At 31.8% G+C, this 23,645-nt stretch carries 18 protein-coding genes and 2 pseudogenes; 7 read left to right on the plus strand and 13 right to left on the minus strand.

The annotated features are described in order from the left end of the window. The first annotated feature begins 61 nt into the window (after positions 1-61). From MKY70_RS28885 to MKY70_RS28895, 3 genes and pseudogenes are all read left to right on the plus strand, one after another. Positions 62-589 (plus strand): matrixin family metalloprotease, encoded by a 528-nt coding sequence (locus MKY70_RS28885; RefSeq protein WP_001011319.1) that lies wholly within the window; start codon positions 62-64, stop codon positions 587-589. Positions 590-612: 23 nt separating this feature from the next. Continuing rightward, positions 613-1,386 (plus strand): cardiolipin synthase, encoded by a 774-nt coding sequence (locus MKY70_RS28890; RefSeq protein WP_341026591.1) that lies wholly within the window; start codon positions 613-615, stop codon positions 1,384-1,386. Positions 1,387-1,645: 259 nt separating this feature from the next. Then, a pseudogene (locus MKY70_RS28895) lies at positions 1,646-1,771 on the plus strand (DUF3221 domain-containing protein); the annotation flags it as partial. Between the two features lie 212 nt (positions 1,772-1,983). On the opposite strand, the gene MKY70_RS28900 reads toward MKY70_RS28895, so the two are convergent. Further along, positions 1,984-3,633: a S8 family peptidase gene (locus MKY70_RS28900; RefSeq protein WP_341026594.1), complete on the minus strand. Its 1,650-nt coding sequence runs from the start codon at positions 3,631-3,633 to the stop codon at positions 1,984-1,986. A gap of 740 nt (positions 3,634-4,373) precedes the next feature. Here MKY70_RS28900 and MKY70_RS28905 point away from each other — a divergent pair. Further along, the gene (locus tag MKY70_RS28905; protein ID WP_341026597.1) at positions 4,374-4,841 is read left to right on the plus strand and encodes an RsfA family transcriptional regulator; all 468 of its coding nucleotides are present in this window, start codon (positions 4,374-4,376) and stop codon (positions 4,839-4,841) included. Positions 4,842-5,020: 179 nt separating this feature from the next. Here MKY70_RS28905 and MKY70_RS28910 read toward each other — a convergent pair. The 12 genes and pseudogenes from MKY70_RS28910 to MKY70_RS28965 all read right to left on the minus strand — a co-directional run bounded on the left by MKY70_RS28910 (position 5,021) and on the right by MKY70_RS28965 (position 18,845). After that, positions 5,021-6,294, minus strand: a pseudogene (locus tag MKY70_RS28910) (MDR family MFS transporter). 108 nt (positions 6,295-6,402) lie between these two features. Further along, positions 6,403-7,776 carry a M28 family peptidase gene (locus MKY70_RS28915; protein WP_341026599.1) on the minus strand — a complete coding sequence of 458 codons (1,374 nt, stop codon included), beginning with the start codon at positions 7,774-7,776 and terminating at the stop codon, positions 6,403-6,405. Between the two features lie 131 nt (positions 7,777-7,907). Then, positions 7,908-8,843, minus strand: a complete 936-nt coding sequence (locus MKY70_RS28920; protein WP_201055276.1) for an endonuclease — start codon at positions 8,841-8,843, stop codon at positions 7,908-7,910. Positions 8,844-8,854: 11 nt separating this feature from the next. Continuing rightward, positions 8,855-9,532, minus strand: coding sequence for a PIG-L deacetylase family protein (locus tag MKY70_RS28925; protein ID WP_016102741.1), 678 nt, complete (start codon positions 9,530-9,532; stop codon positions 8,855-8,857). Between the two features lie 6 nt (positions 9,533-9,538). Continuing rightward, the gene (locus MKY70_RS28930) at positions 9,539-10,228 is read right to left on the minus strand and encodes a WbqC family protein (protein ID WP_002204149.1); all 690 of its coding nucleotides are present in this window, start codon (positions 10,226-10,228) and stop codon (positions 9,539-9,541) included. A gap of 3 nt (positions 10,229-10,231) precedes the next feature. Continuing rightward, positions 10,232-11,113 (minus strand): peptidoglycan bridge formation glycyltransferase FemA/FemB family protein, encoded by an 882-nt coding sequence (locus MKY70_RS28935; RefSeq protein ID WP_215601348.1) that lies wholly within the window; start codon positions 11,111-11,113, stop codon positions 10,232-10,234. A gap of 11 nt (positions 11,114-11,124) precedes the next feature. Beyond that, on the minus strand, positions 11,125-12,366 hold the full coding sequence (locus MKY70_RS28940; protein WP_215601349.1) for an aminotransferase class V-fold PLP-dependent enzyme: 1,242 nt from the start codon (positions 12,364-12,366) through the stop codon (positions 11,125-11,127). Then, complete coding sequence (locus MKY70_RS28945) at positions 12,341-13,264, minus strand: NAD-dependent epimerase/dehydratase family protein (RefSeq protein ID WP_341026605.1); 924 nt, start codon at positions 13,262-13,264, stop codon at positions 12,341-12,343. Before MKY70_RS28945 ends, MKY70_RS28940 begins: the two co-directional genes overlap by 26 nt. Positions 13,265-13,270: 6 nt before the next feature. Continuing rightward, positions 13,271-14,428, minus strand: coding sequence for a DegT/DnrJ/EryC1/StrS family aminotransferase (locus MKY70_RS28950; protein WP_215601356.1), 1,158 nt, complete (start codon positions 14,426-14,428; stop codon positions 13,271-13,273). Positions 14,429-14,436: 8 nt separating this feature from the next. Continuing rightward, positions 14,437-15,765: a nucleotide sugar dehydrogenase gene (locus MKY70_RS28955; RefSeq protein WP_215589363.1), complete on the minus strand. Its 1,329-nt coding sequence runs from the start codon at positions 15,763-15,765 to the stop codon at positions 14,437-14,439. Between the two features lie 725 nt (positions 15,766-16,490). Continuing rightward, the gene (locus MKY70_RS28960) at positions 16,491-16,967 is read right to left on the minus strand and encodes a GNAT family N-acetyltransferase (protein ID WP_012259905.1); all 477 of its coding nucleotides are present in this window, start codon (positions 16,965-16,967) and stop codon (positions 16,491-16,493) included. Between the two features lie 180 nt (positions 16,968-17,147). After that, the gene (locus tag MKY70_RS28965) at positions 17,148-18,845 is read right to left on the minus strand and encodes a helix-turn-helix domain-containing protein (protein WP_215601351.1); all 1,698 of its coding nucleotides are present in this window, start codon (positions 18,843-18,845) and stop codon (positions 17,148-17,150) included. Positions 18,846-20,122: 1,277 nt separating this feature from the next. Between MKY70_RS28965 and MKY70_RS28970 the strand changes: the two genes are divergently transcribed. The 3 genes from MKY70_RS28970 (at position 20,123) to MKY70_RS28980 (ending at position 23,593) form a co-directional block, all read left to right on the plus strand. Continuing rightward, positions 20,123-21,832 (plus strand): hypothetical protein, encoded by a 1,710-nt coding sequence (locus MKY70_RS28970; protein WP_012259903.1) that lies wholly within the window; start codon positions 20,123-20,125, stop codon positions 21,830-21,832. Between the two features lie 827 nt (positions 21,833-22,659). After that, a complete protein-coding gene (locus MKY70_RS28975; protein WP_341074713.1) occupies positions 22,660-22,929 on the plus strand; it encodes a hypothetical protein in 270 nt (89 codons plus the stop codon). Continuing rightward, a complete protein-coding gene (locus MKY70_RS28980; RefSeq protein ID WP_341026610.1) occupies positions 22,886-23,593 on the plus strand; it encodes an IS6 family transposase in 708 nt (235 codons plus the stop codon). Before MKY70_RS28975 ends, MKY70_RS28980 begins: the two co-directional genes overlap by 44 nt. Positions 23,594-23,645: the final 52 nt, after the last annotated feature.

The raw sequence follows: 23,645 nt of genomic DNA on the forward strand, positions 1-23,645 counted from the left end.
ATTCAAAACAAGATAATGATGCTATAATTCTCTTGTTAAAAATAATCTTTGGAGGGATAATATGAATTTTAGAAAAGGGATTACTGCATTTTTATTAGGTAGTGTGTTTGTCTTTTCCAGCGTTGGAGTTTCAGAAGCTTATGTAAAAGAAGGATGGAAGCTACCTTCAAAATCAGCTACATATAAGTGGGGAGACAGATTAGACGATGGCTCCAGTATCATTAAATCCGGTTGGCAAGCTGCAGATTCAGCCTGGTACACTGCTTCTCGTATTAACTTTACAGTTTCTTCTTCTTCTGTGAACAAATTAAACTCTTGGTTTGAAAGTTCCTCTACTTATTATGGAAGAATGAACACAACTTATAATACATCCACTAAAAAAGTAACGAAATTCGCTGGTGATATTAATGCAGGGAATACAAATATTACAAAATCTAATGTTGCTAAAAGTACAGGAGTACATGAGTTTGGTCATGCAATAGGAATAGGTCACAACAGTGGCACTTCAATTATGAACAGCAATCGTAATCGTACTACTATGCATGTCCCTCAAACTGACGATAAGAATGGTGTAAATGCAATCTATTAACAGAAAAAGGAGATGATTTCTTAATGTTAAGTAAAAAAGCAAAAACTATAGTAATTGCAATTCCTTTGGCTGCAGTGATTGGTTTTGGAGGATATTCAGCATATAATAGTCACTTCTCCAATGTTGCTGGCGAAGATAAGAATGCTGAAACTGTCATTCTCAGTAAAGATTTCCCTGCTACAAGTGATTTAAATCAAATGATTAATGAAGCCGATCTAGTTGTAATCGGTGAATATGAAGGTCTTGACTCTAAGTGGAATATGGCACGTAATCCAAGTAATCCATCGGAAGAGGACAAAGAAAACTATGTTGAAGGACATCTATATACTTTCAACATTTCCGAAACAATTAAAGGTGTGAATGAAAATAAACAAATAAAAATCAATCATCGTTTCGCTGAAACCGTAAAACTTGAAGATTCTAATGCAGTTGTTGCACCAGATGGCACAGTTACAAAACAAGCTACTAAGGTAACTACTAAAGAGGTTCAAAATAAGGATCCTTTATATATCGAACCTAAAGTTAATAAAAAATATATGATGTTTTTAAAGAAAGATCAATTATTTGGAAACTACTACGGAGCAATTGAACCATTTGCAATTACTTTTGATGAAAATAACAAAGCTGACCTTCAAACAAACATAGAAACTATTAATGAAAGTAAGATGTCTTCCAAGGCAGAAATTGCAGGTAAAACAATTGTATTGAAAAATGAGATACATGAAACTATTACTGACAATATTAGCGGTAAGACCCTTAATGAATTAAAAGATCAAGTAAAACAAAATGTTAAGTAATAACCATAACTTATAATAATTTATCCTAATTCATACGATAGTAAAAATTAATTTATTAAAGTTGTCAAAAATTAAATCCAAATTATCTTGAACTACCCCTACTTTCACATCGTTTAGAATTTTGGGATGAATGTCATGAAATAATAAAAAAGAAAGGGCTTATCTTTAAGTAATCCTTAACATAAGCCCCTCATTCTATCTAATTATTTAAACACCATTCATTTCCATCACTCTATACAGCAATTTCTATAACAATGGATTACCTATTTCAAATAGTGAAAACTACAAATTAGTTGAAAAATTAAACGTTTATGCAGTTGGTTGGACTGCACTATTACCACCAATTGCCGTTATGCATATAATTGAAAAAATAGTTCATTTCTAAATTTATAATGAGTCTACACTGAATATTATATAAATGTAGATATAAGACACTTCACTACACTAAAAATATCCAGAAGTACTTTCCTCCTCATATGGTTATAAAGTACAACAGATAGGCTCTTATGCTATTACACATAAGAGCCTATCTGACTAGTATTATAAACAACTAGTTATATAAGATTCTTTCATACTAAATAAAAGGTATCTTTACAATTATTCTGGGAAAATGAAGCTAGAGTTCCCTTCACTATTAGCTGAATCCTCTTTTGGGAATGTAATAGTAGATCCTTCATTTCCCTTATTTCCATTATTTATTTCTTGTTCCTCAGGAAATACAATGGAAGAATCATTACTTAAGTTTGGTGAAAAACCAAGTTTAGATAAAATGGCTTTTAAGTCAGGTAAAACACCAATTTTATCAGAAGTTGGATCATTAGATTTCGTTCCGGTGCTAGAATCACTTAAAATATCCCTAAGCTGGCTTGGTGTATATACTTTTCCCTGATTATTTTTCGCAATTCCTTGAATTGATGCAGCAGCACCCGCAATAATAGGTGATGCACTAGACGTTCCGCTAAAGCTAGATGTATATAGATTTGTCATAAATTCACTTGGTTTTGCATCTGTTGTGTCTACTGCATTTCCCCATCCATAAACATCTACTCTACTACCGTAATTAGAGAAATATGAACGTTTATGAGGGACCCTTGCAGAAGCTGCCCCAACCATAATTGCCCCTGAATCTTTAAAATCAGGACTATTACGATTTAAAACTTGTTTACCATTACGGTCTCTAAATTGATCCAAGTCATTTCCGCCGTTTGCACCTGCTTCGATGATAATAATCCCCTTATTTGTTCCCATACGAATTGCATCAAAGATATCCGGTTTTACTTCTACAGGAAGATAATTCTTATCTCCATATCCATCGTAGGTTGCTTGTGCTTCTAATAAAAGTATATCTCCGGCTTGCATATTGTTAACCGCACTTAATATAGCATCAGCTGTATTATACCTACCGTTATCTCTAATCTGAGACACAACCTTTACCTTAGCTTTTGGTGCAATCCCTATTCCACCTATGTTATTATCTTCTGCAGAAACAATCCCTAAGACAGAGGTACCATGATCATGGTGTTCACTCTTATTCTGTCCGGATATCAATTCGATATTCTGGTTCACTAAATCCTCATGATTGAATAACCAGCCATACTCCATATCTACAAAAGTCGTTCCTTTTCCATCTCCACCTTTAATACTCCACGCATAAGGTGCATTAATTCCTAATGGTGCTGGTTCGAGGTAACCTTGTCTTGTAAGTCTAGGCTCATCATATGGATTAACAGATAAATTTGGTAACTGCCCTTCTGGTGGCGCTTCTTCTTCCTGTAGGTATGCAGTTTCAATAAGAGAGGATTTCTCGAATTTTGTAAGTAATGTTTGCACATCAACATCACCTTGGGCTTCTACAATATAATAATTTAGCAAATTAGAAGAAATATGATCGGAGTCTTTTATTTCTTTACCTAGATTTTTAATTTCTGTAGGGTTTAAAGAACTAAAAAGTCGATTTATAGTTACATTTGGGTATTCGGCTAAAATTCCGATTAATTGAGGGTCATGCTTTTCTTCTTTAATAAATTTTTCAATCCCATCCTGATATGGTAAATTCGTTTCATTTTTAAATTTTAAAATTAATTGTTTAGTAACTTGCTTATGTGCATTAGAATTCAATTGCTTATTTGAATAATTGTAACTAGCTGCGTAGGCAACTTTTGATTTCTCACTAGGTAGTATACCGCCTACTCCATTAAATGCTGTTAACGCAATTGAAGATACTAGAATTCCCTTAATTATTTTCAAAACGTGCACCTCTTTTAATTAACATTATTATATTTAGTTATAACGAATTATTTGTTACCTAACTTCTTTTTTTACTAACAGATATATAGGGTTATATTTTCAACTCCATTCATTTTTATATATTTGGTTATACATCATTAATACAAATAATTCATGTAAACAAATCTATTACCCTAGTTATATTCCTGTAACGATTATAGTTACAGCACTAATGGATAGTCAACCTTATTTTTCATGCAAATTTGCATCTTAAATTGGTTTCCAAAAAGAATTCTCTCACTTCAATCGTGTGAAGGGCGTAGCCCAACGATAAGTGGGAGATGAATTTCGGTTGACTTACACCAAAGTGTCTGTGAAATAACCATCTAAAATGTAAAAATAAACTTATACAGATCGCCCTATGAAAACTGAAGATATGAGTTTGTTGTAGGAAATTCGTCTACAACGTAAAATCTTCAACGTTCAATCACCCTAAGCTACTGAAATATGTGAAAACCAAGCGAAGTAAGTAGTCGTATTCAAGTCCAATGTACAAATACTATTTTTAGGGTAGGGGCTACCCTGTTAGCATGGTAAACATAAATGGCTAGTAAAATACTTCCCAAGAAGCTCCCACTTCAGGTGTCAGCTAAATAGTGAGTAGTTCACGTATAAACCTTTACACTTTAAGAAGGGTTAGTCTTCTATCTCTTTAATTAATTGCATATATATAATAAAAAACATATAAGGGAGATTGAAGTATGGTAATTACAAGACAAGATTCCTGGACTAACGATAACGATTTACTTCTCGCAACAATAGTACTTCAGAATATTCGTGACGGTGGAACACAATTAGCTGCATTTAAAGAGGTAGCTAAGCAATTAGCTAGGACACCTGCTGCTTGCGGATTTCGTTGGAACTCATGCGTACGAAAACAATACGAAGAAGAAATACAACAGGCTAAACAAAATCAAAAAACTGGAAATAACAAGTCTCCCATCCAACAAACAAAAGAAACAAGCTCTTTATCTATTACATTAGATGACATTATTATCTTTCTACAAAATTATAAAGCAGTGAGTGAAGTGAACGATTTACAACAGCAAATTGAATATTTAACGGCAGAGAATAAATCCCTTCTCCAACGGTTAACTACATACGAAGAAGAGTATCGTATGTTACTTAACCATATCGATAAGAGAAGAAATCTGATTGTAGTCGACTAAGAAGAATCAAATTAATTTTTATCATATTAAAACCGTAGCCTGTCAAAATTACTATGTATGAATTAATTTCAATACATTATAAATGATAATAAGCAAAGCGCACGTTTATTGTTAATAAACGTGCGCTTTACTTAATTCATAAAATAGAAATTTTTTTCAACTCGATAACACTTTTAAAATTAAGATGTTTGTTTTATAGGTATCTGTTTGCTTCTATTCTCAACAAGTTTATCTAATAATAAGTAAACAAATCCAGACATAACACATCCCACACCTAAGATTGTAAATAATATATGCCCTAGAAGATGCTCCAGTAATAAACCGCCTAAAAGAGGCCCTAATATATTACCTGTAATCCACTGCAGATTAGCGGCTCCCATATAAGTACCCCTCAAATGTTCTGGAGCTAAATTAGCAACGAATGTCATTTGGACAGGTGACATAATCATTTCTCCTAAAGTATAAACTGTATAAGCTATTAATAATGAAACTAAAATAACTAAATCGTTTGTGTTTATTACTTGAAACCACTTTGGTAACCATCCTATTGCCAAAAGACCAATACCAAAAAGAATTGCGCCATATAGCATTGATTTCCCAATCGATTTGTGAGTTAACCATTTTGAAATGGGAAATTGAAAAAAAACAACTAATAGGCCATTTAACGTCATTAAATATGGAAATGGATTACTATTTCCAAAAATCATTGTCTTCTCATTACTAAAATGAAGCGGTAACATACCTTCCGATTGCGAGAATCCCATAAATATAATGATTCCTGTAACTATATAGAAAAGTAATATCCTATCCCTTATAACAACTCTTAATGTGGATCTTATTGAATTTTCAGGTGTTTCTTCATGTATCATGACATTTTTAGGTTTTGTTTCCTTTAAAAACAGTACCATTAATATTGTATAAAACAGCATGGTTCCAGAAGTAATCAAAAAGATGACATCTTTTGATACAACTACAACTGCTGCGCCAATTATAGGACCTATCGCTGCTCCTATATTATGAGCCATTCTAAGTAATCCATATGCCTCAGTTCTTTTTTCTGGTTCTGTTACATCCGTAACCATTGCAGATGCGGCTGGTTCAAAAAAAGAGTTACATAACCCTAAACCGATAGATAAGATTGCATATGCTATAAAACCATCTATGAACAAAAAAACAGCATTAATAACCCATTACTGGCCATAGAGAGTACCATAGTTGGTTTCCGGCCATAAGTATCTGCTATATGTCCTCCAATTAACGAGCCTATACTTGCTGCAATTGGAGATAAAGCTATGATCACACCTACCTCAAGCAAAGAATCTACTTTATCCTTTAAATATAATGCGAAAAATGGCATTAACATCATCATTGCAATACCATTTAAAGCTTCTCCAATAAAGCGAATCCATACATTAAGGTCCATCCCCTTGAACTCTTTCCATGTACTTCTCATATATACCTCACCTATGCTCACTGTATATTTTTTATTACGTAAAGAGCTTTATAACACTTTTACCAAAATCTAAATTTAGCAAAATAAGCTACCAATTCATAAAAATACTTATCTTTTGATAAAATAATATAAACTCGTACCAATAATCTCCAGTGCATCTTGCATACGTTGAGCCGAGATGTTCTCTAAAACGGTATCTTGAGGTGTATGGAAAACCCTTTCAACATGATAAATAAGAGGATCCCAACTCTCTACATCCATCCATATAAATAAAGCAGAGGGAATTCCAGCTTGATTAAATGGTACATGATCACTAGAATCAAACTTTCCAGTTAACACAACCGATTTCCTCAATTCTTTACTAGTAGCTACAGCAGTATTTGTTACTTCATTTTGAGAGCCATCTAACGTCATTGCATATAAATCCTTAGCCTGATGATAACTTGTTGCAATCATATCTGCATTAAACACTCCTCGAATACGTGTTTTGTCTTTAGCAGATAACTGATTAACATAATGATAAGCTCCTAAAGATTCATTTTCTTCCGCTCCAAAAGCAATAAATTGAATTTCTTTATTAGTCTCTATATCCTTAAAATTGTAAGCCAACTCTAATAAAAGCCCTACTCCAGAAGCATTATCGTTTGCTCCAGGTGCCCCAATAACACTATCATAATGAGCACTCATTATTGTTACTTCCTCATCACCTGTCGTATGTTTAGGCTTTTTTTTCGCAATAACATTTGATGAGCGTAAATTTACTTCTTGCTTTGCCTTTAAACTGACTACATTGTGATTATGTAATAACTTTTCTTTCATTCTAATCCCCTGATTATAGGCAAGCCCAAATACAGGTATCGATTGTTTCTTTTTTAAAACTGGATTAAAAGCTTCTCCATAGTTCCCTCTATCCCCAATCGTACTATATAACAACACACCCTTTGCTCCCTTTATCGCTACATGCTCAACCTGTTCATTATATTTTTCAATAGTATCGGCTTGTTCTAATAATACTATCTTCCCCTGGATCGACTCAGATAAACTATTAATATTGGTTTCTTTTCCTATAAAAACTACCGAGCCAACCACTGGATTTGTAGATATAAATGCATTAGATGCTGCCCCAACCTGCCAATCTTTTTCCCCATACATACTAAAAGAAATACTTCCAATATATTGATTAGGTACAGGGAATGCTTGATACTCAACCTCATATCCTAATTTCTGCAATGTATCTCCAATGTATTTAGCTGCTCTATGTTCTTGCATAGTCCCACTTGGCCGTGGACCAATTTTTTCAGAAAGAAAACGTATATGCTCAATGGCACGATTAGCACGAACTTGTTCTGTCACAGGAGAATACAGATTATTATTAACCATAGCATTTACTTTTACTGGTTCTCCATATGGATTACTAAAAAAGAAAAGAAATAGAATTCCAAAACTTACAATGTTTTTTGGGGTAATAGTTAATTTTTTCATTTGTCCTCCCTTTTATTAGGAAACATTAATAGTAAAACCTTCCCTCCTAACATACTTATTTAGAAGAAAAGGTTCATTAAAATCATCTCTAACTCAAATTACTTGTTATGATATTAAAGCAGTAACTCTTTTTATATCTTTAAAAAATTCGAGTTTGCTTGTATGCCAGTAATATTCTTTTGGAACCAATTAAGAGTCTCCCATGATTTCACTCTATTTGTGTAATCAGTCTCCTGTACTTCGAATACAATTCCTATATTTCTACTTGAAACTTGATTATTTACTTTTAATAAAGTTTCATGTAATAAATTTTCGTTAATAGAACCATTAGTCGGACTTTCTCCCTCAAAGCAGCGTACCTCACTATAAGGAATCGTCAAATGTTTAAAAGAACTAAAATGTAAATGTTTGATATGATCCATTAAATTTATATACTTATGAAAGTCTTTATACTCAATTTCCTCTTGTCTTAATAATTTAGAAATACCTAGACGTGTAAGATAAGTGATAGACCAATGGCATATATCCCACGTTATTCCAACATTAGATAAATCTAAATTTACCAAGTCATTAAAATCTTCTGGGTATACAAATATAGGATCAAAGTCATCACCTAAGTTTCCAATGATGGGTAAGTTTTCAACACCTATCCATATATTGGTTCCTTTTATTTCCTCATCTATCATTTTAAAGAACTCTATAATTCTTTTTCTATTATCAATAAGATTATACTTTTGAAATTCTGCTATGTTCATAAATTGATTAGCATGAACTGTTATACCTGCTGCGTTATATTTTATAGCAAGATTAATAAACTCATATAACTGTTTTTTTATAAATTCACTATTTAAATAGTCTGCATTATCAGTTGGAAAATGCAAGGTTAATAAAGATGGATTAAGTGTTTGAACAAAAGAAAGTACATCTGAAAACTTTGTTGTATATGACTTATCATGTAAAGATTCTCCATCAAAAATATTTGCTTCTAATCCATAACCTTGTTCAACCCATTTTAAATCTATTTGTTTGCTATCTAATCCAAAGAATGGTACCTGCGGTATTAACATATTCTCTTCACCTACCATGTTCCTCTTACTAACATAAATGCCTCAGCCGCTTTATATCCTGACTTTGCTCCCCATACAAAAGCATTGTGCTTCATTGCTTCTATTGAACGTGGGTGAGGAAATTCCCTTAACTCCGATTCATAATGTTTCATCGCATTTAATTTCGTCTCCAAATGTTCTTCAATATTTACGAAATAATTAGGAAGAAACTTATCTTTCTCATTATAATTCCACTCAGTAGAAGATAAGGTTTCATATGCAAACACCCATTTAATATTACTATTTGGTAGAGGTCGTGTAGCTGTCATCACTGCTCTATAAACAACAGTATGATCAATATTTATATCTCCGCCATATTGAGTATAAATAATCGTAGGATTTATTTTATTAATGTGCTCTTCAATTTCTTTTACAACATCTAGTAATGGCAATGTATCAAGACGATTATCAGGAAAATCTAACCTCACAAAACTTGTTACACCAAGTGTAGTACATGCCCCCTCCGTTTCTTTATAAGACAGGCTCTTAACCTCTAAATCTAGTTCTCTGTATTCTTTAGATCTCGAAGATTTCCCCTCTGCAAGGATTACAACATGTACATCATCACCTTGTTCCACGTGTTTTGCTATTGTTCCACCAACACCAATAATTTCATCATCCGGATGTGCAGCAAATACAAGTACATTCATATGATTTTAAACTCCTTTAATAAATTTTTCTGTTTCCTCTGGACCACAATTTAATAAAACATCTAGCATAGATAAATGCGGTATAAACTCTCCAAATAACTGTGGGTAAGAATACTCTCTTATCCTTTGGTATATGATTTCTATATTTTCATGCTCAAAATCACTTTCTATTAAATAATCTTGACCTAAACTTCCAGAATAATAAGTATTGGCATTAAACTTTTGACAAAGCTCTAATACAAAATCACTTTTTTTCCCTGTAATCCCCTCTAGCTCTGATGCATAATATAATTCCGTATCAATATTTAATTCTTGAATAATAAAATGAATAAAGTTCATATTCATACTATTTAGATTATCCCATTTTTCTGAATAAAAATTTTCTAGATAATCCTTGTATACATTGAAATAGGGCGCATTAGAGTAATTAATTCTTATTGTCTTCCAATGCTTTCGCTCCCAATCTTGTGTATTGTCTATCTTTAACTTATTCAATGGGATTTCTTTATAATTTTTCATTTGCATCGGAACCGTTAACCAGGATACTCCTTGGGAAGTTTTAATACGATTTCTATTTAAAAAACCTTTCTTTTCAAATTGTGCTATATCATGAAATACAAACACATCCGATTTATGAATTTTTTCAAAAAAACCATACCAAGGTAAATAACTTGGTTGGTGGCCACTAATAATCATAGTTTAAATCCTCTCTTTTAAACAAAAACATTTTTTCAAAACTGCTCCCCAGTATATCTTTGGTCTAGCAATTCCTTTATTATGCGAATATCCTAAATCCGCATACTTTAATTTATTATGAATTGCTAATTCAAACGCATCATTTAGTAGCAAATATGAAGATTGTGTATTTTTCCCTTTGATATTATTAATATTAATCCAGTAATATAAAACTTGTTTATCCATTATAAATATACTGGAACTAATTAGTTCTTCTTCTAAGAATGCTCCTAAGAAAAGGATTCTTTCTTTTAAATTAATAAATAAACAATAAAAAAACTCTCTACTAAATGAATAACTCGCCCCTATACTGTTATTATGTTCCTGATATAAATTGTAAAATTCATCTAATTCTTCTAAAGCTATAGGCCGAATTTCAACATTCTGTTTACGTGCATATCTAACACTTGTCCTAGCTTTTCCTGAACACGATGTCCACAAATCCTCAAAATTATTTGGTAGATCTAACATATAAGTTTCTTTATACTCCCATTTTTCATCACTATAACTTTGAAAAGGATTTATGGTTCTAGGTAATAAAAGTTTTTGAATTTTATTTTCAAACTTCCTATTTATTATCGATTCATAAAATGAAAAATCTATTTTATCTTGGCCAATGATTACAGGGCCTCCATAACCAATTAAACTTCCCAGTACCCTACCATCCTGTACATATATAGGAGATAAAACTATTGTATTCCTTGTTTTTATTAGTACTGGAAAAAATTGAACACCAGGTAATAATTCCATTAATTTTCCCCATTCATAACAATGGAATACAGATCCATTATATTCTTCCATACAAGTATCCCAATATTGGGCGTCAGTACATATTTCGATTTCCATATAATCACCTTTTACTTCTTTTTCTCTAAATATATTAGAATTTGACTACATATATACTTAAGGTCTTTTTTCCTTAAAGGATATTTAAAAGGTATTGATAATACTCTAGGCCATAAAAATTCTATATTTTTTGACTCTGTGGCGTACTTGGAAAAGATAGGAATTTCACTTAGAGGTAGATAATTCCAACAAGTTTGTATTCCTTTTTCCGCCAAATATACGGAACACTCATATCTATCAGATGGTTCTTTGAAAATAATAGTGAAATAGTTCAAATAAACATTCTGATTTGAAAATATAATCTTTACCCCGTACTTTTCTTCAATTGATTGCAGCATCGTATAACACAAACTAGCATTATATATATTAATTTCTAAAATCTTTTTCATTCTCTTTAAGTGTTTATCAATTAGCAATGAACGTAATGTGGACATTGTTTTTGGATATATAACTTCCATTTCCTCTGGCAAAGAATCCAATTTGCTATTATTATAGGAAGGAAGAACCCCTAAATTTTCCCAATAATCAGTAAATAAATTCAATAGCCTATTCTTCTTGATTCTTAAAGCTAATTGCGTTTTGAGGTGGTTTTTATAATCTAAAAACACTTCTGCCTTCTTTTCTTCATCCATGTCACACAAGTCATTTACCGTACGATTAAGAAGTAACGCTCCTCCCCCTATACTCGGGATGGGTTTAGTTCCCCCAAAACTTAAAATTCCAATGTCACCTAAACTACCAATTGATTTTTCATTTTGATAAGAGAACATTGCTTGTGCTGCATCATCAATTGTATAAATATCATTGTCTCTGGCCCAATTAATAACTTCTAAATCTTCATGACATCCATACACATGTGTAAGAATAATTGCTCTTGTATTTTCATTTGAATATTTTTTTATTTTATTAAGAGAAAGTGAGTAATCAGTAGTCAAATCAATTAATACAGGTTTTGCTCCTACTGTTAATACTGCCTCTATTACATTAGGACAATTAAAATTTGATAAAATTACTTCATCCTCTTTTTTTATCTTTAAATACTTTAACCCTGCTACTAATGCCGAAGAACCACTATTAGTTAATATAATTTCGGAATTAGGGTAGAGGCTTTGTAGACTCTCTTTTAGATTAGAATGATTGGATCTATATATATTTTTCAAAAAATATATATGATCAAATACACTCCAAAAAGAAGGATATATTGGATACTTAATTTTTTTAGGGTTTTTAGGATATAGATACTGTGTTTCCATATTTCTCCTCTATTATTATCTCTAACCCTTTATTTAATGAAATAACCGGTTGATAGTTTAATAATAATTGAGCTTTTTCTACCGAAGGGATTCTTCTGAATATTTCAATATTAGAATCTCTTACTCCCTCATCTCCTAAATTAAGAAATTCAATTTCACTTTTGTTTCCCATTAATTCATTGATTTTTACCGCTAATTCCCCCATAGATATAGGCTTGTTATTTCCTATATTAAAATCTGCAAAATTCTCTCCTTCATATTCAAATGCTAATATCGTTCCATTAACAATATCGCTAATATAACTAAAGCATCTAATTTGCTGTCCGTCCCCATAAATAGTCATATTTTCGCCGTTATGAGCTTGTTTTAAAAACTTAGAAATCACAAAGTTATCATTTTGTTGTGAACCGTATACATTAAAATAACGTACCACTCTGACTTTAAAACTATTATTAGCATATTCTTTCAAAAAATCTTCCGACATTAATTTAGCTTTTCCATAAGCTGATTTGGGAATTTTAACATCATTTTCTTTAAACGGAACACTCACACCATCCCCGTACACCTCAGAACTAGAAGAAAATAGTAACTTATCTATTCCATTTTCTATACAAACTTCTACAATATTTTTCGTGCCTTCAAAATTCACCCTTACTACATCTTCTTCATTTGAACGACAATTATCAACACCAACTAATGCAGCTAAATGGATGACCCCATCCACATTAATAAGCTTTTCTCTTAATGTAGCAATATCTAAGATATCAATTTCTTCAAATGGAACATCCATACTTGGTTTAAATTTATCAAATATAATTACTTCATAACCTCTTGCTATTAACTCCTTTGTAACATGTTTACCAATAAATCCACCGCCACCAATAACTCCAATCTTCATAAATATTTACCTCCCTACCTTTAATTGGTATAAACTTTTTAAAGACGTAATGATATGTTCAACCTCATTTTCTGTAAGTGCACTATATAATGGTAATGAAATAATTTGATCAAATACCTCTTCTGTTTTGGGTAATTGTACATTAAATCTCTCTTGATAATATGGATGCATATGAACGGGAATAAAATGCACACTAAGCCCAATATTTCTCTTTTTCATTTCTTGAATCATCTGATCTCTACTGATAGGAGAATTAGGATTAATCTTTATAACAAATAAATGCCATGCATGTTTTATACTTGGATTGTTTACATAGTTAGGTAATGTTATATACTCTTGGATTTCTTTTAATTCTTCCTGGTATATTTCCGCTATTCTCTTTCGTTTTTCAATCATTTCATCAGCTCTTTTTAACTGACTAATACCTAAGCTAGCTTGTAGATCCATCATGTTATACTTAAATCCAGGTAATAGAACATCATAACGCCAACTTCCTTTTTCGCCATAACGATTCCATGCATTCTTGGTGATGCCATGCCAACCATATAATCTAGCTTTTTCAGCAATCTCCTCATTTTTAGTGACTAACGCTCCACCTTCACCTGTTGTTATATTTTTAGTAGCATAAAAACTAAAACAAATAATATCTCCATGTGTACCAATCAAAGTATTATCATATTTAGTTCCTAATGCATGAGCCGCATCCTCTATCAAAAATAACCCGTGTTCTTTACATAGCTTTTGAAGTTCTTGTAATTTGGCTGGGTATCCAGCAAAATGAACTGCAATAATTGCTTTAGTCTTTTTAGTAATTTTTCTTTTAACATCATGGAGATCAAGACATAAATCCTCATCATCTATGTCTACAAATACTGGTTTTGCACCTACATGCATGATAACGTTTACACTAGAACAAAAAGTAAAACTTGGAACTATTACTTCATCTTCTACTCCAATTCCCAAAGACAATAATGCTAAATGCAATGCGGCAGTCCCTGAATTGCAACTTACTACATGTCCAGTATTTAGATATTCTTTTAAACTCTCTTCAAACTCTATCACTTTTGGCCCCTTTGAAAGCCATCCAGACTTAAGAGCACGAATAACTCCCTCAACATCTTCATCATTTATTTCTGGTCGATAAAAAGGAATAAATTCTACCATATAATCACCTACAAACATATAATATTTTTTTTATATATTGACTCATCTTTAAATATGTTTCTTGTATCTAAAATTAAGCAATTTTCCTCATTGAGCAAATTAAAATTAATGCAATCATGATCCGTATGAACAATAATTAAATTGTATTTATTTAATGCATTCGTAGTTAAATCTATCGATTTTTTTATTTTATGATTGTCCACAATTAGCTCCTCAATAAATGGATCATGGTAATCGACGTTATACCCTTCTAGCATTAAACCATTCATAATATCCAAAGCTGACGATTCTCTGGCATCGTTAACATTTTTTTTATATGCAACGCCAATTATAAGAACATTCTTTCCATCTTTATCCTGTAGCAACTGTAATGCCCGCTTAATAATATACTTAGGCATATTTTCATTAATTTCTTGTGCTACATCAATCATTTTTGTTGCTAAATCTTTATTATTTGCAATCCATTTAAAATATATAGGATCAATTGGAATACAATGTCCTCCTACACCAGGACCTGGATAGAATTTTTGAAATCCAAACGGCTTAGTCCCAGAGGCATCAATTACTTCCCAAATATTAATGTTTAATTCATTACATATTTGTGTCATTTCATTAATAAAAGCAATATTTATAAAACGGTAAGTGTTTTCTAATAACTTCGCTGTCTCTGCCACTTCTGGACTACTAACCTTATGAATCCCCTTAATTAGGTGACTATAAAAGGCTGCAGCACAATCTGTACAATTAGGCGTAACTCCACCTACAATTTTAATAATATCTTGGATTGAAAATGACTTATTCGCAGGGTCAATCCTCTCTGGGGAGTATGCTACAAAAATATCTGTACCAATTTCAAAATTAGTTTCATGTTCTAATTTATATAAAATCTCTTCTCTTGTTGTACCTGGATAAGTAGTACTTTCTAGAATAATTAATGTACCCTTTCTAATGTATTTGACTAATTCATTAACTGCTGAATGAATATATGTTAAATCTGGTTGTTTACTATCTTTTTCTAAAGGAGTAGGAACACATATAACAACAACATCACATTCATTTATATAATTCATTTCTGTACTAATAAAAAATCTATTTGTATGTAAAGCGTCTTGAATTTCAGTATCCTGAATATCACTGATATAACTTGTTCCACATTCTAATTTTTCTATTTTAGTGAGGTTTTTATCGAATCCTCTTACCGTATAACCTACTTCTAAACATTTAAGAGCCGATGGTAGTCCAACATATCCTAGACCAATATACCCAATACACGCACTTTTATTTACAATTTTTTCAACTAATGTTTTTTTAATTTCATTATTTAATACAGTGACCATTACTTATCACTTCCCTAGAAATTTGATATTAAAATTCTTACCAGTAAAAGATAATTGCGCGTTATGAAAGCCCATAGATGTACGTAAATGATTGAATAATGAAACAAACTAAATTATTAACACGATCATTCCTCCTCATTAGTTGCACATTTAGATTTATAAAAATGATCTAGAATTTCGATGTATTTTATATATCTATAATATTCACATGTTACTTTATGGGATTCAATCATTTTTTCCTTATTTTTACTTTCTCAATGTAGAATAAATTTTATTTTTATAAAAATATTAATCTAAAAAAACTATATTCTTATATCGTTAAAACAACATAATACTTGTTATAGCTGCATTTATTAAGAACCTCCCTCAAAAAAGAAAGAATTTCCTCTCTTTTAATTCGAAAAATATAACTCATCAATTTGTTAATAAGAGTATTAACTTATTATTAACTGTAATAACTTTTACTGTTTTTACTTTTTATTGAAATTATTAGAAAAACATCTATCTGAATAATAAAAACATTTTGAAATTAAAACTATAAAAGATATACCTTTTATAAATATAAAGTTGCATTAAAAGAATTTACAATTCGATTCCAGCCGTCTCACATACTTCATTTTTTTAATGAAGGGTTAAGGTTTACATTATTCAAAATAAAAAATCGTAACATCTCATCAATCAACTGAGAGTTACGATTTTTGATATATGATTACTTTTTAATTTTTTTATAAATATTGCGTTAACCTAATCATATCTATACATTGAATACCGTTTTCATATATTTCCTCTTCATAATTGCGTAAGAAAAAATCCCTATCCACATTTGTTATTCTAAACCCACATTTTTGATAAAGGCCTAATTGCATTAAGCTAGAATTTCCCGTCCCTATTTCTATGGTTTTATATTTCTCTTTTTTAGCATAGTCTATAGCAAACCCAAGCAAATATTTCCCATACCCTTTTCCCTGTTCTTTTTCAGAAACTGCTATATTTATAATTTCAATTGTTTCAGGACGAGTAGGAATTAAAATCATAATACCTACAGTAATAGCATCCTTTTTCAAAACAAAACAGTCCCCTTGTTTAAGGTATCCATTAACTACTTCTGGTGAAGGATCAGCTAGTAATAATAACTCCATTTCTTCTTTACCAATGTTTGTACTTTTTTCAATACTAATTTCATCCCAATTATTTAATTTCATTTTCAATACTCCCCCTTTTAACTACTATATTAAATGAATTCATTCTCACAAGACAATATCAACAGTCATTTTAAAATGCAGTAGGTGGTTTCTATCATCTATTATTCTAAATAAAATACACATACATAATGTATGTGTATTTTCATTTTCTCTATTTCTAAGAGTAGTTTTTAGTCTACATTACATTTTTTCTAGTATTTCTTGTCTCTCACACCATTTCGTTAACTTTTCTAATGCTTTTTTAGACAAGCGTTTTGTTTTATAATTACAAAATCTAGACAGCGTAGATGGCGAAATACTAACTTCATCTGCTATTTCACGAATACTTACATTTTTTTCATTATGCACTTTCAGTATTTGATCCCGAATTTTCTTCTCTCTTTGTTCGACTGGTTCCACAGTCTCCCTAACCTCTTCAACAACTGTTACTACAGGTAATTGCTCTTGTGGTTCCTCTATAAATTTCTTTCCTATTCCACTATCCATTGACTGTAGCATTTCCTCAGGTGGTAAAATAGTTATCCCTAAGTTAGCGTAATAATTTTTAAACCAGTTACGTTTCCCAATTTGTTGTTCATCAAGCGGGTCACTATACTCCCAATGAGAGATTACTTTTTCATTTTCTAAATCCATTAAAACATTCTCTAGCTGTTCTCTAATACGATTCGGCTTCCAATCTTTTGGAATATCCATTACTGCTAGTAGCCCCTTGTCCCCTCCTATAGAATAGGGCTTTTTCAATGATGAATACATTTGTCTAATTCTCCATTGCCATGTCAAGTATCGAATTAACCTTTTATGATATTTATGTCTATAACTATTGTATTCAAGGGCCTTTTTAGACAATAATGCTGTTGTATTATTTGATCCGTATAAATAATTCGTTAAAAAACTACCTGGCTTAATACGACAAGATTCAATCCCCATATATTCGTTTGTAACACTATGTCTCCACAATACAACCGAATCTAAAACAAATAACCTTTTAATAACCTCACGCTTTAATTCTACTCGTTCTCCTTCGTCATCACGATCGTTTAGTACTACGACCTCATTATCATCATTTAAATAGATAAAAATACTTGCTAAAGCCGCAATCCTCTTTGCTATTTTAATTTTATCTTCCGCTCGATAATATTCTTTATTTTTGACGACTGTCTTTGGAATATTGCACATCTCTAAAACTTGCTCATATGAAAAATCAATGAATTCATCTGGAGATTTTGCCTCATTTATCCACTGTATTGTAATTGCATCTAAACAGTCTGCCGTTAAATCATCCATATTACTCATTACATCATCAACAAGGGTATTCCATCGAGCTGATTCTTCAGTGTTTGTAAGTCTTAAATCCTCGTCTTTGTGTGAAGAAAGTTGAGCTACACCATTAGAAGACTTCGTTTCAATGGGATACTGTAAGACTTTACTTTTTTCATCTTCTTCAAATTGATTCTTTGCAATTCCATCTCTTAATTTATAGTAAACAGCAGAATTATTTACCTCGTAATAATCCTCATGGTTCACTGTATTTAGCTTATCTGCATTTTGATCATTTTCTAATATTATGGAATTTGAAGGTGCTACATCTTGAAATTCTTTTTCTATAAATCCTTCAATTTCTTTATATATTTCTTCCTTATAAGAATCAATTTTTGCATAAATTTGTACTAATGTAACTCCGGACTCTTGCTTTTTCTCTAACCAAGATACTAATGCAGTAAATGATGGAGAAGCATAGGGTGAGGTTAGTACTTTATTATTATTGTTTTTAACATCTTTAAAGTATGCATTCCATTTATTCCATAATGGCTCATTCTTTTTATAAATTGGCTCAGAGATTAGCAATGCATCTCGGAACATTTGTAATAAGTTATCCACTTTATATTCCTCCCTAAACCATGGATCACAACAAAGTAGTTTTCATCATAAAAATCTTTACTACTATTATATTTAATTTATTGTAACAGATAATTAAAAGGTTTTGCTGTTTCTTCTCCTTAATTCTACAACCTGCAACGTGTTTGCTCTTTCTTTTCCCTATTCCTCTTTACTTGCATTCCTTTTGCGCTTTTCTTTCCTTAACTCTACAACTTGCAACATGTTTGCTCTTTCTTTTCCCTATTCCTCTTTACTTGCATTCCTTTTGCGCTTTTCTTTCCTTAACTCTACAACTTGCAACATGTTTGCTCTTTCTTTTCCCTATTCCTCTTTACTTGCATTCCTTTTGCGCTTTTCTTTCCTTAACTCTACAACTTGCAACACGTTTGCTCTTTCTTTTCCCTATTCCTCTTTACTTGCATTCCTTTTGCGCTTTTCTTTCCTTAACTCTACAACTTGCAACACGTTTGCTCTTTCTTTTCCCTATTCCTCTTTACTTGCATTCCTTTTGCGCTTTTCTTTCCTTAACTCTACAACTTGCAACACGTTTGCGGTATCCTTACCCTACTTCGTCCAACTTGCAACAGTACAATCTTTTCTCAACCTAATACATTACACACAAAATCGTTCTAGTTTAAAATTTTTAAGTGTGTTTTTTATATTTACAACAAGTTATACAAATAAAACGCAACATATTTACGGTATCCTTCCCCTAACTTTTTTGGCATTTTCACTCGAATCTCTTATATATCAAGGGATTAGATGTTTTTTACTTATTCATTTACATATAACTCAACTTGCAACACGTTTGCGGTATCCTTACCCTTATTTTTTCATAAGATGCAACACTGTTTGCGGTATCCTTACCCTATCGCGATTCATAAAACTCTAATAAAACCTATCATATCAACGATAATCGGTATAATTTACGGTTAATAGGCGTACTTCTTAACTTGCAACATGTTTGCTGTATCCTTACCCTTATTTTTTTGGCATTTCCACTTAAATCCCTTATATATCAAGGGGTTAGGTGTTTCTTTACTTATTCATTTACATATAATTCAACTTGCAACATGTTTGCGGTATCCTTAACACAAAAAAAATCAGTAGAATTCTCCAATCCCTTGATACACTTGCCTTTAGAGGCTGTTGCAAGTTGCTATTTTTCTTCTTAAAGGAGCACCTTTCACCATTTTTCGATTTGCTATAATCATAATTGGTATATTTTATAGTCTTTTAGCATATATTTCTGAATTTGTAGAACGGAGGTGAAAAAGATGGGGAAATCATTTATTATTCAAAATCAGCGTAGCTTAAATGGTGAAACAACAAATGCAGTTTTAGTAACACTAAAGTCTTGGCAAAAGTTTGTAGAAGCATTTGAAAAGAAGTACTACAGCTATAAAGATACATATTTAGAAGATATTCTGCAGCACATGACATACGAAGAACGTATTGCGGATGTAGAAGGCTTTGTCGAACAAGCTAAACCATCTTTTTCACGTCGTGCAATGTCTGCACTTGCAGAGAAAACAGGAAGAAAACATAAATTATATGGTATTACGAATGCAGATCTTGAAGTGTTCTTATATCTACATAAGAAATGTTATACAAATGGTGTCATTCCAAATGTAACGATACATATGATGTGGGAAGATTACAAGCAATATAAAGAAGAATTTGCTCATATCCAGCACTCACAATTCTATATCGCTCTAAAGAAATTAAGCATACATAACATAATCGCTATCGAAAATGGCGTAGATGGCCGCTATACAATCAAACTTACTCATTTTATGAATGAAGAAACAGAAAAGACAAATCCATACGTATATATTAGTCCTGTTGTATTTACAAAGGCTTTCTTTAAGCTATCTGTAGCAGCTAAGAAACTATTCTTAGACATTGCTATGCAACAACATACAGAAACAACGTTAAAGCGTTCTTTGGACAAGCAGGATGAAAGAGGTAACAAAACTCACTTTGGTGGGATGTATCGTTTCTTACATAAAAAATATCCGCACCAGATCCGTGCGGTTATCGAAGAATTAACAACTGCATTACCGTGTACGGAGAATCCCCTATTCAAAATTTGCAAAATGCAAAAAGGTGTAAAGCATACAAAGCGATATACAACCTTATATCTATCTATCCATTCGGACTTCTTATGTACGAAAGAATCCGGAGAAGAGCAACACAGGGATCCATTTACACCAAAAGCTACCTATGCTCGTAAAGCGAAATTTATTGAATCAGTCCTACAAGAAATGAATATCGGTGAACTTTCTTCAGACATGAATAAATTCATTCATGTTTTAAAGCATACTTGTCATCGTCAAATTCGTGGTGTGATTCGTGGACTTCGTGACATGGTTGATCGAAAAGAAGGATATCCAACGAAAATTGTATATACATTGAAAAAACTATTGCATCAAACATCTCAATATCAAATTCTTGATACAGCAGCAAAAGAAGGTATCTATCCTCTTATTGCACAGCATATACCAAAAGAGAGAAATAGTGACCGCGAACAAGCTGTCTTTAATTTTGGTCTACATTATTCAATGTACTCTCTTCATAGCATTAAGAAGATGTTTAAAAATGTGCATGCACTACTCAAGCAGAAGTTTGCAGTACCAGTGACTGAAGAATCTTATCACCGTAATTACCTAAAATACCAGGAAGAAACGTTATTTAGAAAATATGCATATGATCAGGGAGTGAATCTCCATGCATATATCGCTTTAGAAATTGAAATGCGTGAAAAATTAAAAGTTCGTGGCCATAAAGAACGCACGATTCCAAGTGATGTACGTGAATGGTTTATCGAAGCAATTGATAAACTACCACAAGAAAAACTTCGTGTAATTGAGCTGCCAAAGCAATTTAATTTACTAGAGTTTATGCGTACCTTTGAACACTTAATACGTGCTGGTGCAACAATAACAGCTCCAGATCAGGTGCTAAGCGCAATGGAAATAAAATAATAGTAACAAGCTCTCTATTTTTGAAAAAATCGAAAGTAGAGGGCTATTCGTGTTTGTTTTATTAGTAACCCTTTTCTAATACTCTATTTATAAATACCAAATCAGAAGGACTTCATGTAAAATGGAGTCTTTTTTTATGCACTTCTATACAAATTCTCTTCTATCTATACATAACTCTCCACATAACACTAGGGAGTATTCTTCTTCTGAAGTAAAACCTATCCTACTATACCTACAAAAAATCGGAAGGAAAATTATAAAAAACAGTGGATATGAGGAAAAATATGATCAAATGTGAATAATATTTTCCCAATAGCCTTGAAAATACTAGTGCCGTTCAATCCATCTAATAAAAATCATCAATAATAGTGTGGATTATGTGTAAATACTGAATAATGTTAACAAATAGCAGCTTTATCTGGACAAATTGTGGATATTTCTTCGATGAATACTACTCCATTTACCAAAATAATGAAAATCCGCCCTGTTTACATGGTTGAATAAATATAATGTAATCTGTATCAATTTCTTTCCGATTTCATGTAGAAACATATAATTTTCTTTATGCTTTTTTGTAGAATTGAAAGTCTATTAATCCTTGAATCTACGGAAACATTTTCTACAATTTATGATTTTTTATGCTCTTATATCAAATTTTCCCTTGTGGGAGTAAGTCTATTCCCTATTTTTGATAACCTATAAAAGTTTTATCTTTATTTCTTTTTAATATATAAGATATATATTTATAATAGATTTTAATATTACTAGTATGCCTGTTAATAAGATGTCAGACCTAATTGAAAATATTTGTAAATTCAGTTATAATAATGGTAATTAAACATATCATTACCCCACATACTAAAGGACAAACCTATATATCCCTAACAGGACTAGGTTTGTCCTTTTTTCATTATATTAAACAATTAATAATTGGAGGATTCAACATGGCTGCCTTAAAAGAGGTTCTGGTGCAAAAACTTCAGGACAATTGCAATAAATCTACAAATCTTGGACATACTGATACTACTAATCTAAAGAAGGTGCGTGATTGGTATGGAAAAGGAATATGTATTCAAATGGAAACATTATCAGCCTGATATTATTTTGTTAACGGTAAGATGGTACCTACGGTACAACCTCAGTTTTCGTGATTTAGTGGAAATGATGGAGGAACGGGGCTTATCCATTTCTCATACAACGATTATGCGTTGGGTTCATCAGTACGGTCCTGAATTGGACAAACGAATCCGACGTCACCTTAAACAAACAAATGACTCCTGGAGAGTCGATGAAACATATATCAAAGTAAAAGGTCAATGGATGTACCTGTATCGTGCTGTTGATTCAAAAGGAAATACAATCGATTTTTACCTAAGCAAAACAAGAGACCAGAAGGCTGCAAAGCACTTTTTCAAGAAGGCCTTGCAGTCTTTTCATGTTTCAAAACCTCCTGTTATAACAGTCGATAAAAATCCAGCTTATCCTATTGCAATTGAACAGTTGAAAAAAGAAAAAAGCATACCTGGTGGTATGCGACTTAGACAACAAAAGTACTTGAATACCATAGTAGAACAAGATCATCGTTTTATAAAGAAGCGAATTCGTTCTATGCTAGGGTTCAAATGTTTTGACACAGCTACATCCATTCTTTCTGGAGTAGAAGTCATGCATATGATTAAAAAAGAACAGGTTGATTTACGGGACCAGTCTGTCCAAAATCAAAAAGAATTCATCCATCAATTGTTTGGGCTTGCGGCATAAGATACGATTCCGTTAGGAATCTATGCGCTTTATTATCTTTTATTCTATTTTT

The organism is Bacillus sp. FSL R9-9492 (genome assembly GCF_038007365.1).
Lineage (GTDB): Bacteria > Bacillota > Bacilli > Bacillales > Bacillaceae_G > Bacillus_A > Bacillus_A mycoides.

Excerpts from the sequence above, each read along its gene's own strand:
- MKY70_RS28915 (WP_341026599.1), bottom strand. The coding sequence starts at position 7,776 with ATGAAAAAATTAACTATTACCCCAAAAAACATTGTAAGTTTTGGAATT.
- MKY70_RS28975 (WP_341074713.1), top strand. The coding sequence starts at position 22,660 with ATGGTAATTAAACATATCATTACCCCACATACTAAAGGACAAACCTAT.
- MKY70_RS28980 (WP_341026610.1), top strand. The coding sequence starts at position 22,886 with ATGGAAAAGGAATATGTATTCAAATGGAAACATTATCAGCCTGATATT.
- MKY70_RS28945 (WP_341026605.1), bottom strand. The coding sequence starts at position 13,264 with ATGAAGATTGGAGTTATTGGTGGCGGTGGATTTATTGGTAAACATGTT.
- MKY70_RS28920 (WP_201055276.1), bottom strand. The coding sequence starts at position 8,843 with ATGTTAATACCGCAGGTACCATTCTTTGGATTAGATAGCAAACAAATA.
- MKY70_RS28940 (WP_215601349.1), bottom strand. The coding sequence starts at position 12,366 with ATGGAAACACAGTATCTATATCCTAAAAACCCTAAAAAAATTAAGTAT.
- MKY70_RS28970 (WP_012259903.1), top strand. The coding sequence starts at position 20,123 with ATGGGGAAATCATTTATTATTCAAAATCAGCGTAGCTTAAATGGTGAA.
- MKY70_RS28960 (WP_012259905.1), bottom strand. The coding sequence starts at position 16,967 with ATGAAATTAAATAATTGGGATGAAATTAGTATTGAAAAAAGTACAAAC.
- MKY70_RS28950 (WP_215601356.1), bottom strand. The coding sequence starts at position 14,428 with ATGGTAGAATTTATTCCTTTTTATCGACCAGAAATAAATGATGAAGAT.
- MKY70_RS28955 (WP_215589363.1), bottom strand. The coding sequence starts at position 15,765 with ATGGTCACTGTATTAAATAATGAAATTAAAAAAACATTAGTTGAAAAA.
- MKY70_RS28930 (WP_002204149.1), bottom strand. The coding sequence starts at position 10,228 with ATGATTATTAGTGGCCACCAACCAAGTTATTTACCTTGGTATGGTTTT.
- MKY70_RS28925 (WP_016102741.1), bottom strand. The coding sequence starts at position 9,532 with ATGAATGTACTTGTATTTGCTGCACATCCGGATGATGAAATTATTGGT.
- MKY70_RS28935 (WP_215601348.1), bottom strand. The coding sequence starts at position 11,113 with ATGGAAATCGAAATATGTACTGACGCCCAATATTGGGATACTTGTATG.
- MKY70_RS28885 (WP_001011319.1), top strand. The coding sequence starts at position 62 with ATGAATTTTAGAAAAGGGATTACTGCATTTTTATTAGGTAGTGTGTTT.
- MKY70_RS28905 (WP_341026597.1), top strand. The coding sequence starts at position 4,374 with ATGGTAATTACAAGACAAGATTCCTGGACTAACGATAACGATTTACTT.
- MKY70_RS28890 (WP_341026591.1), top strand. The coding sequence starts at position 613 with ATGTTAAGTAAAAAAGCAAAAACTATAGTAATTGCAATTCCTTTGGCT.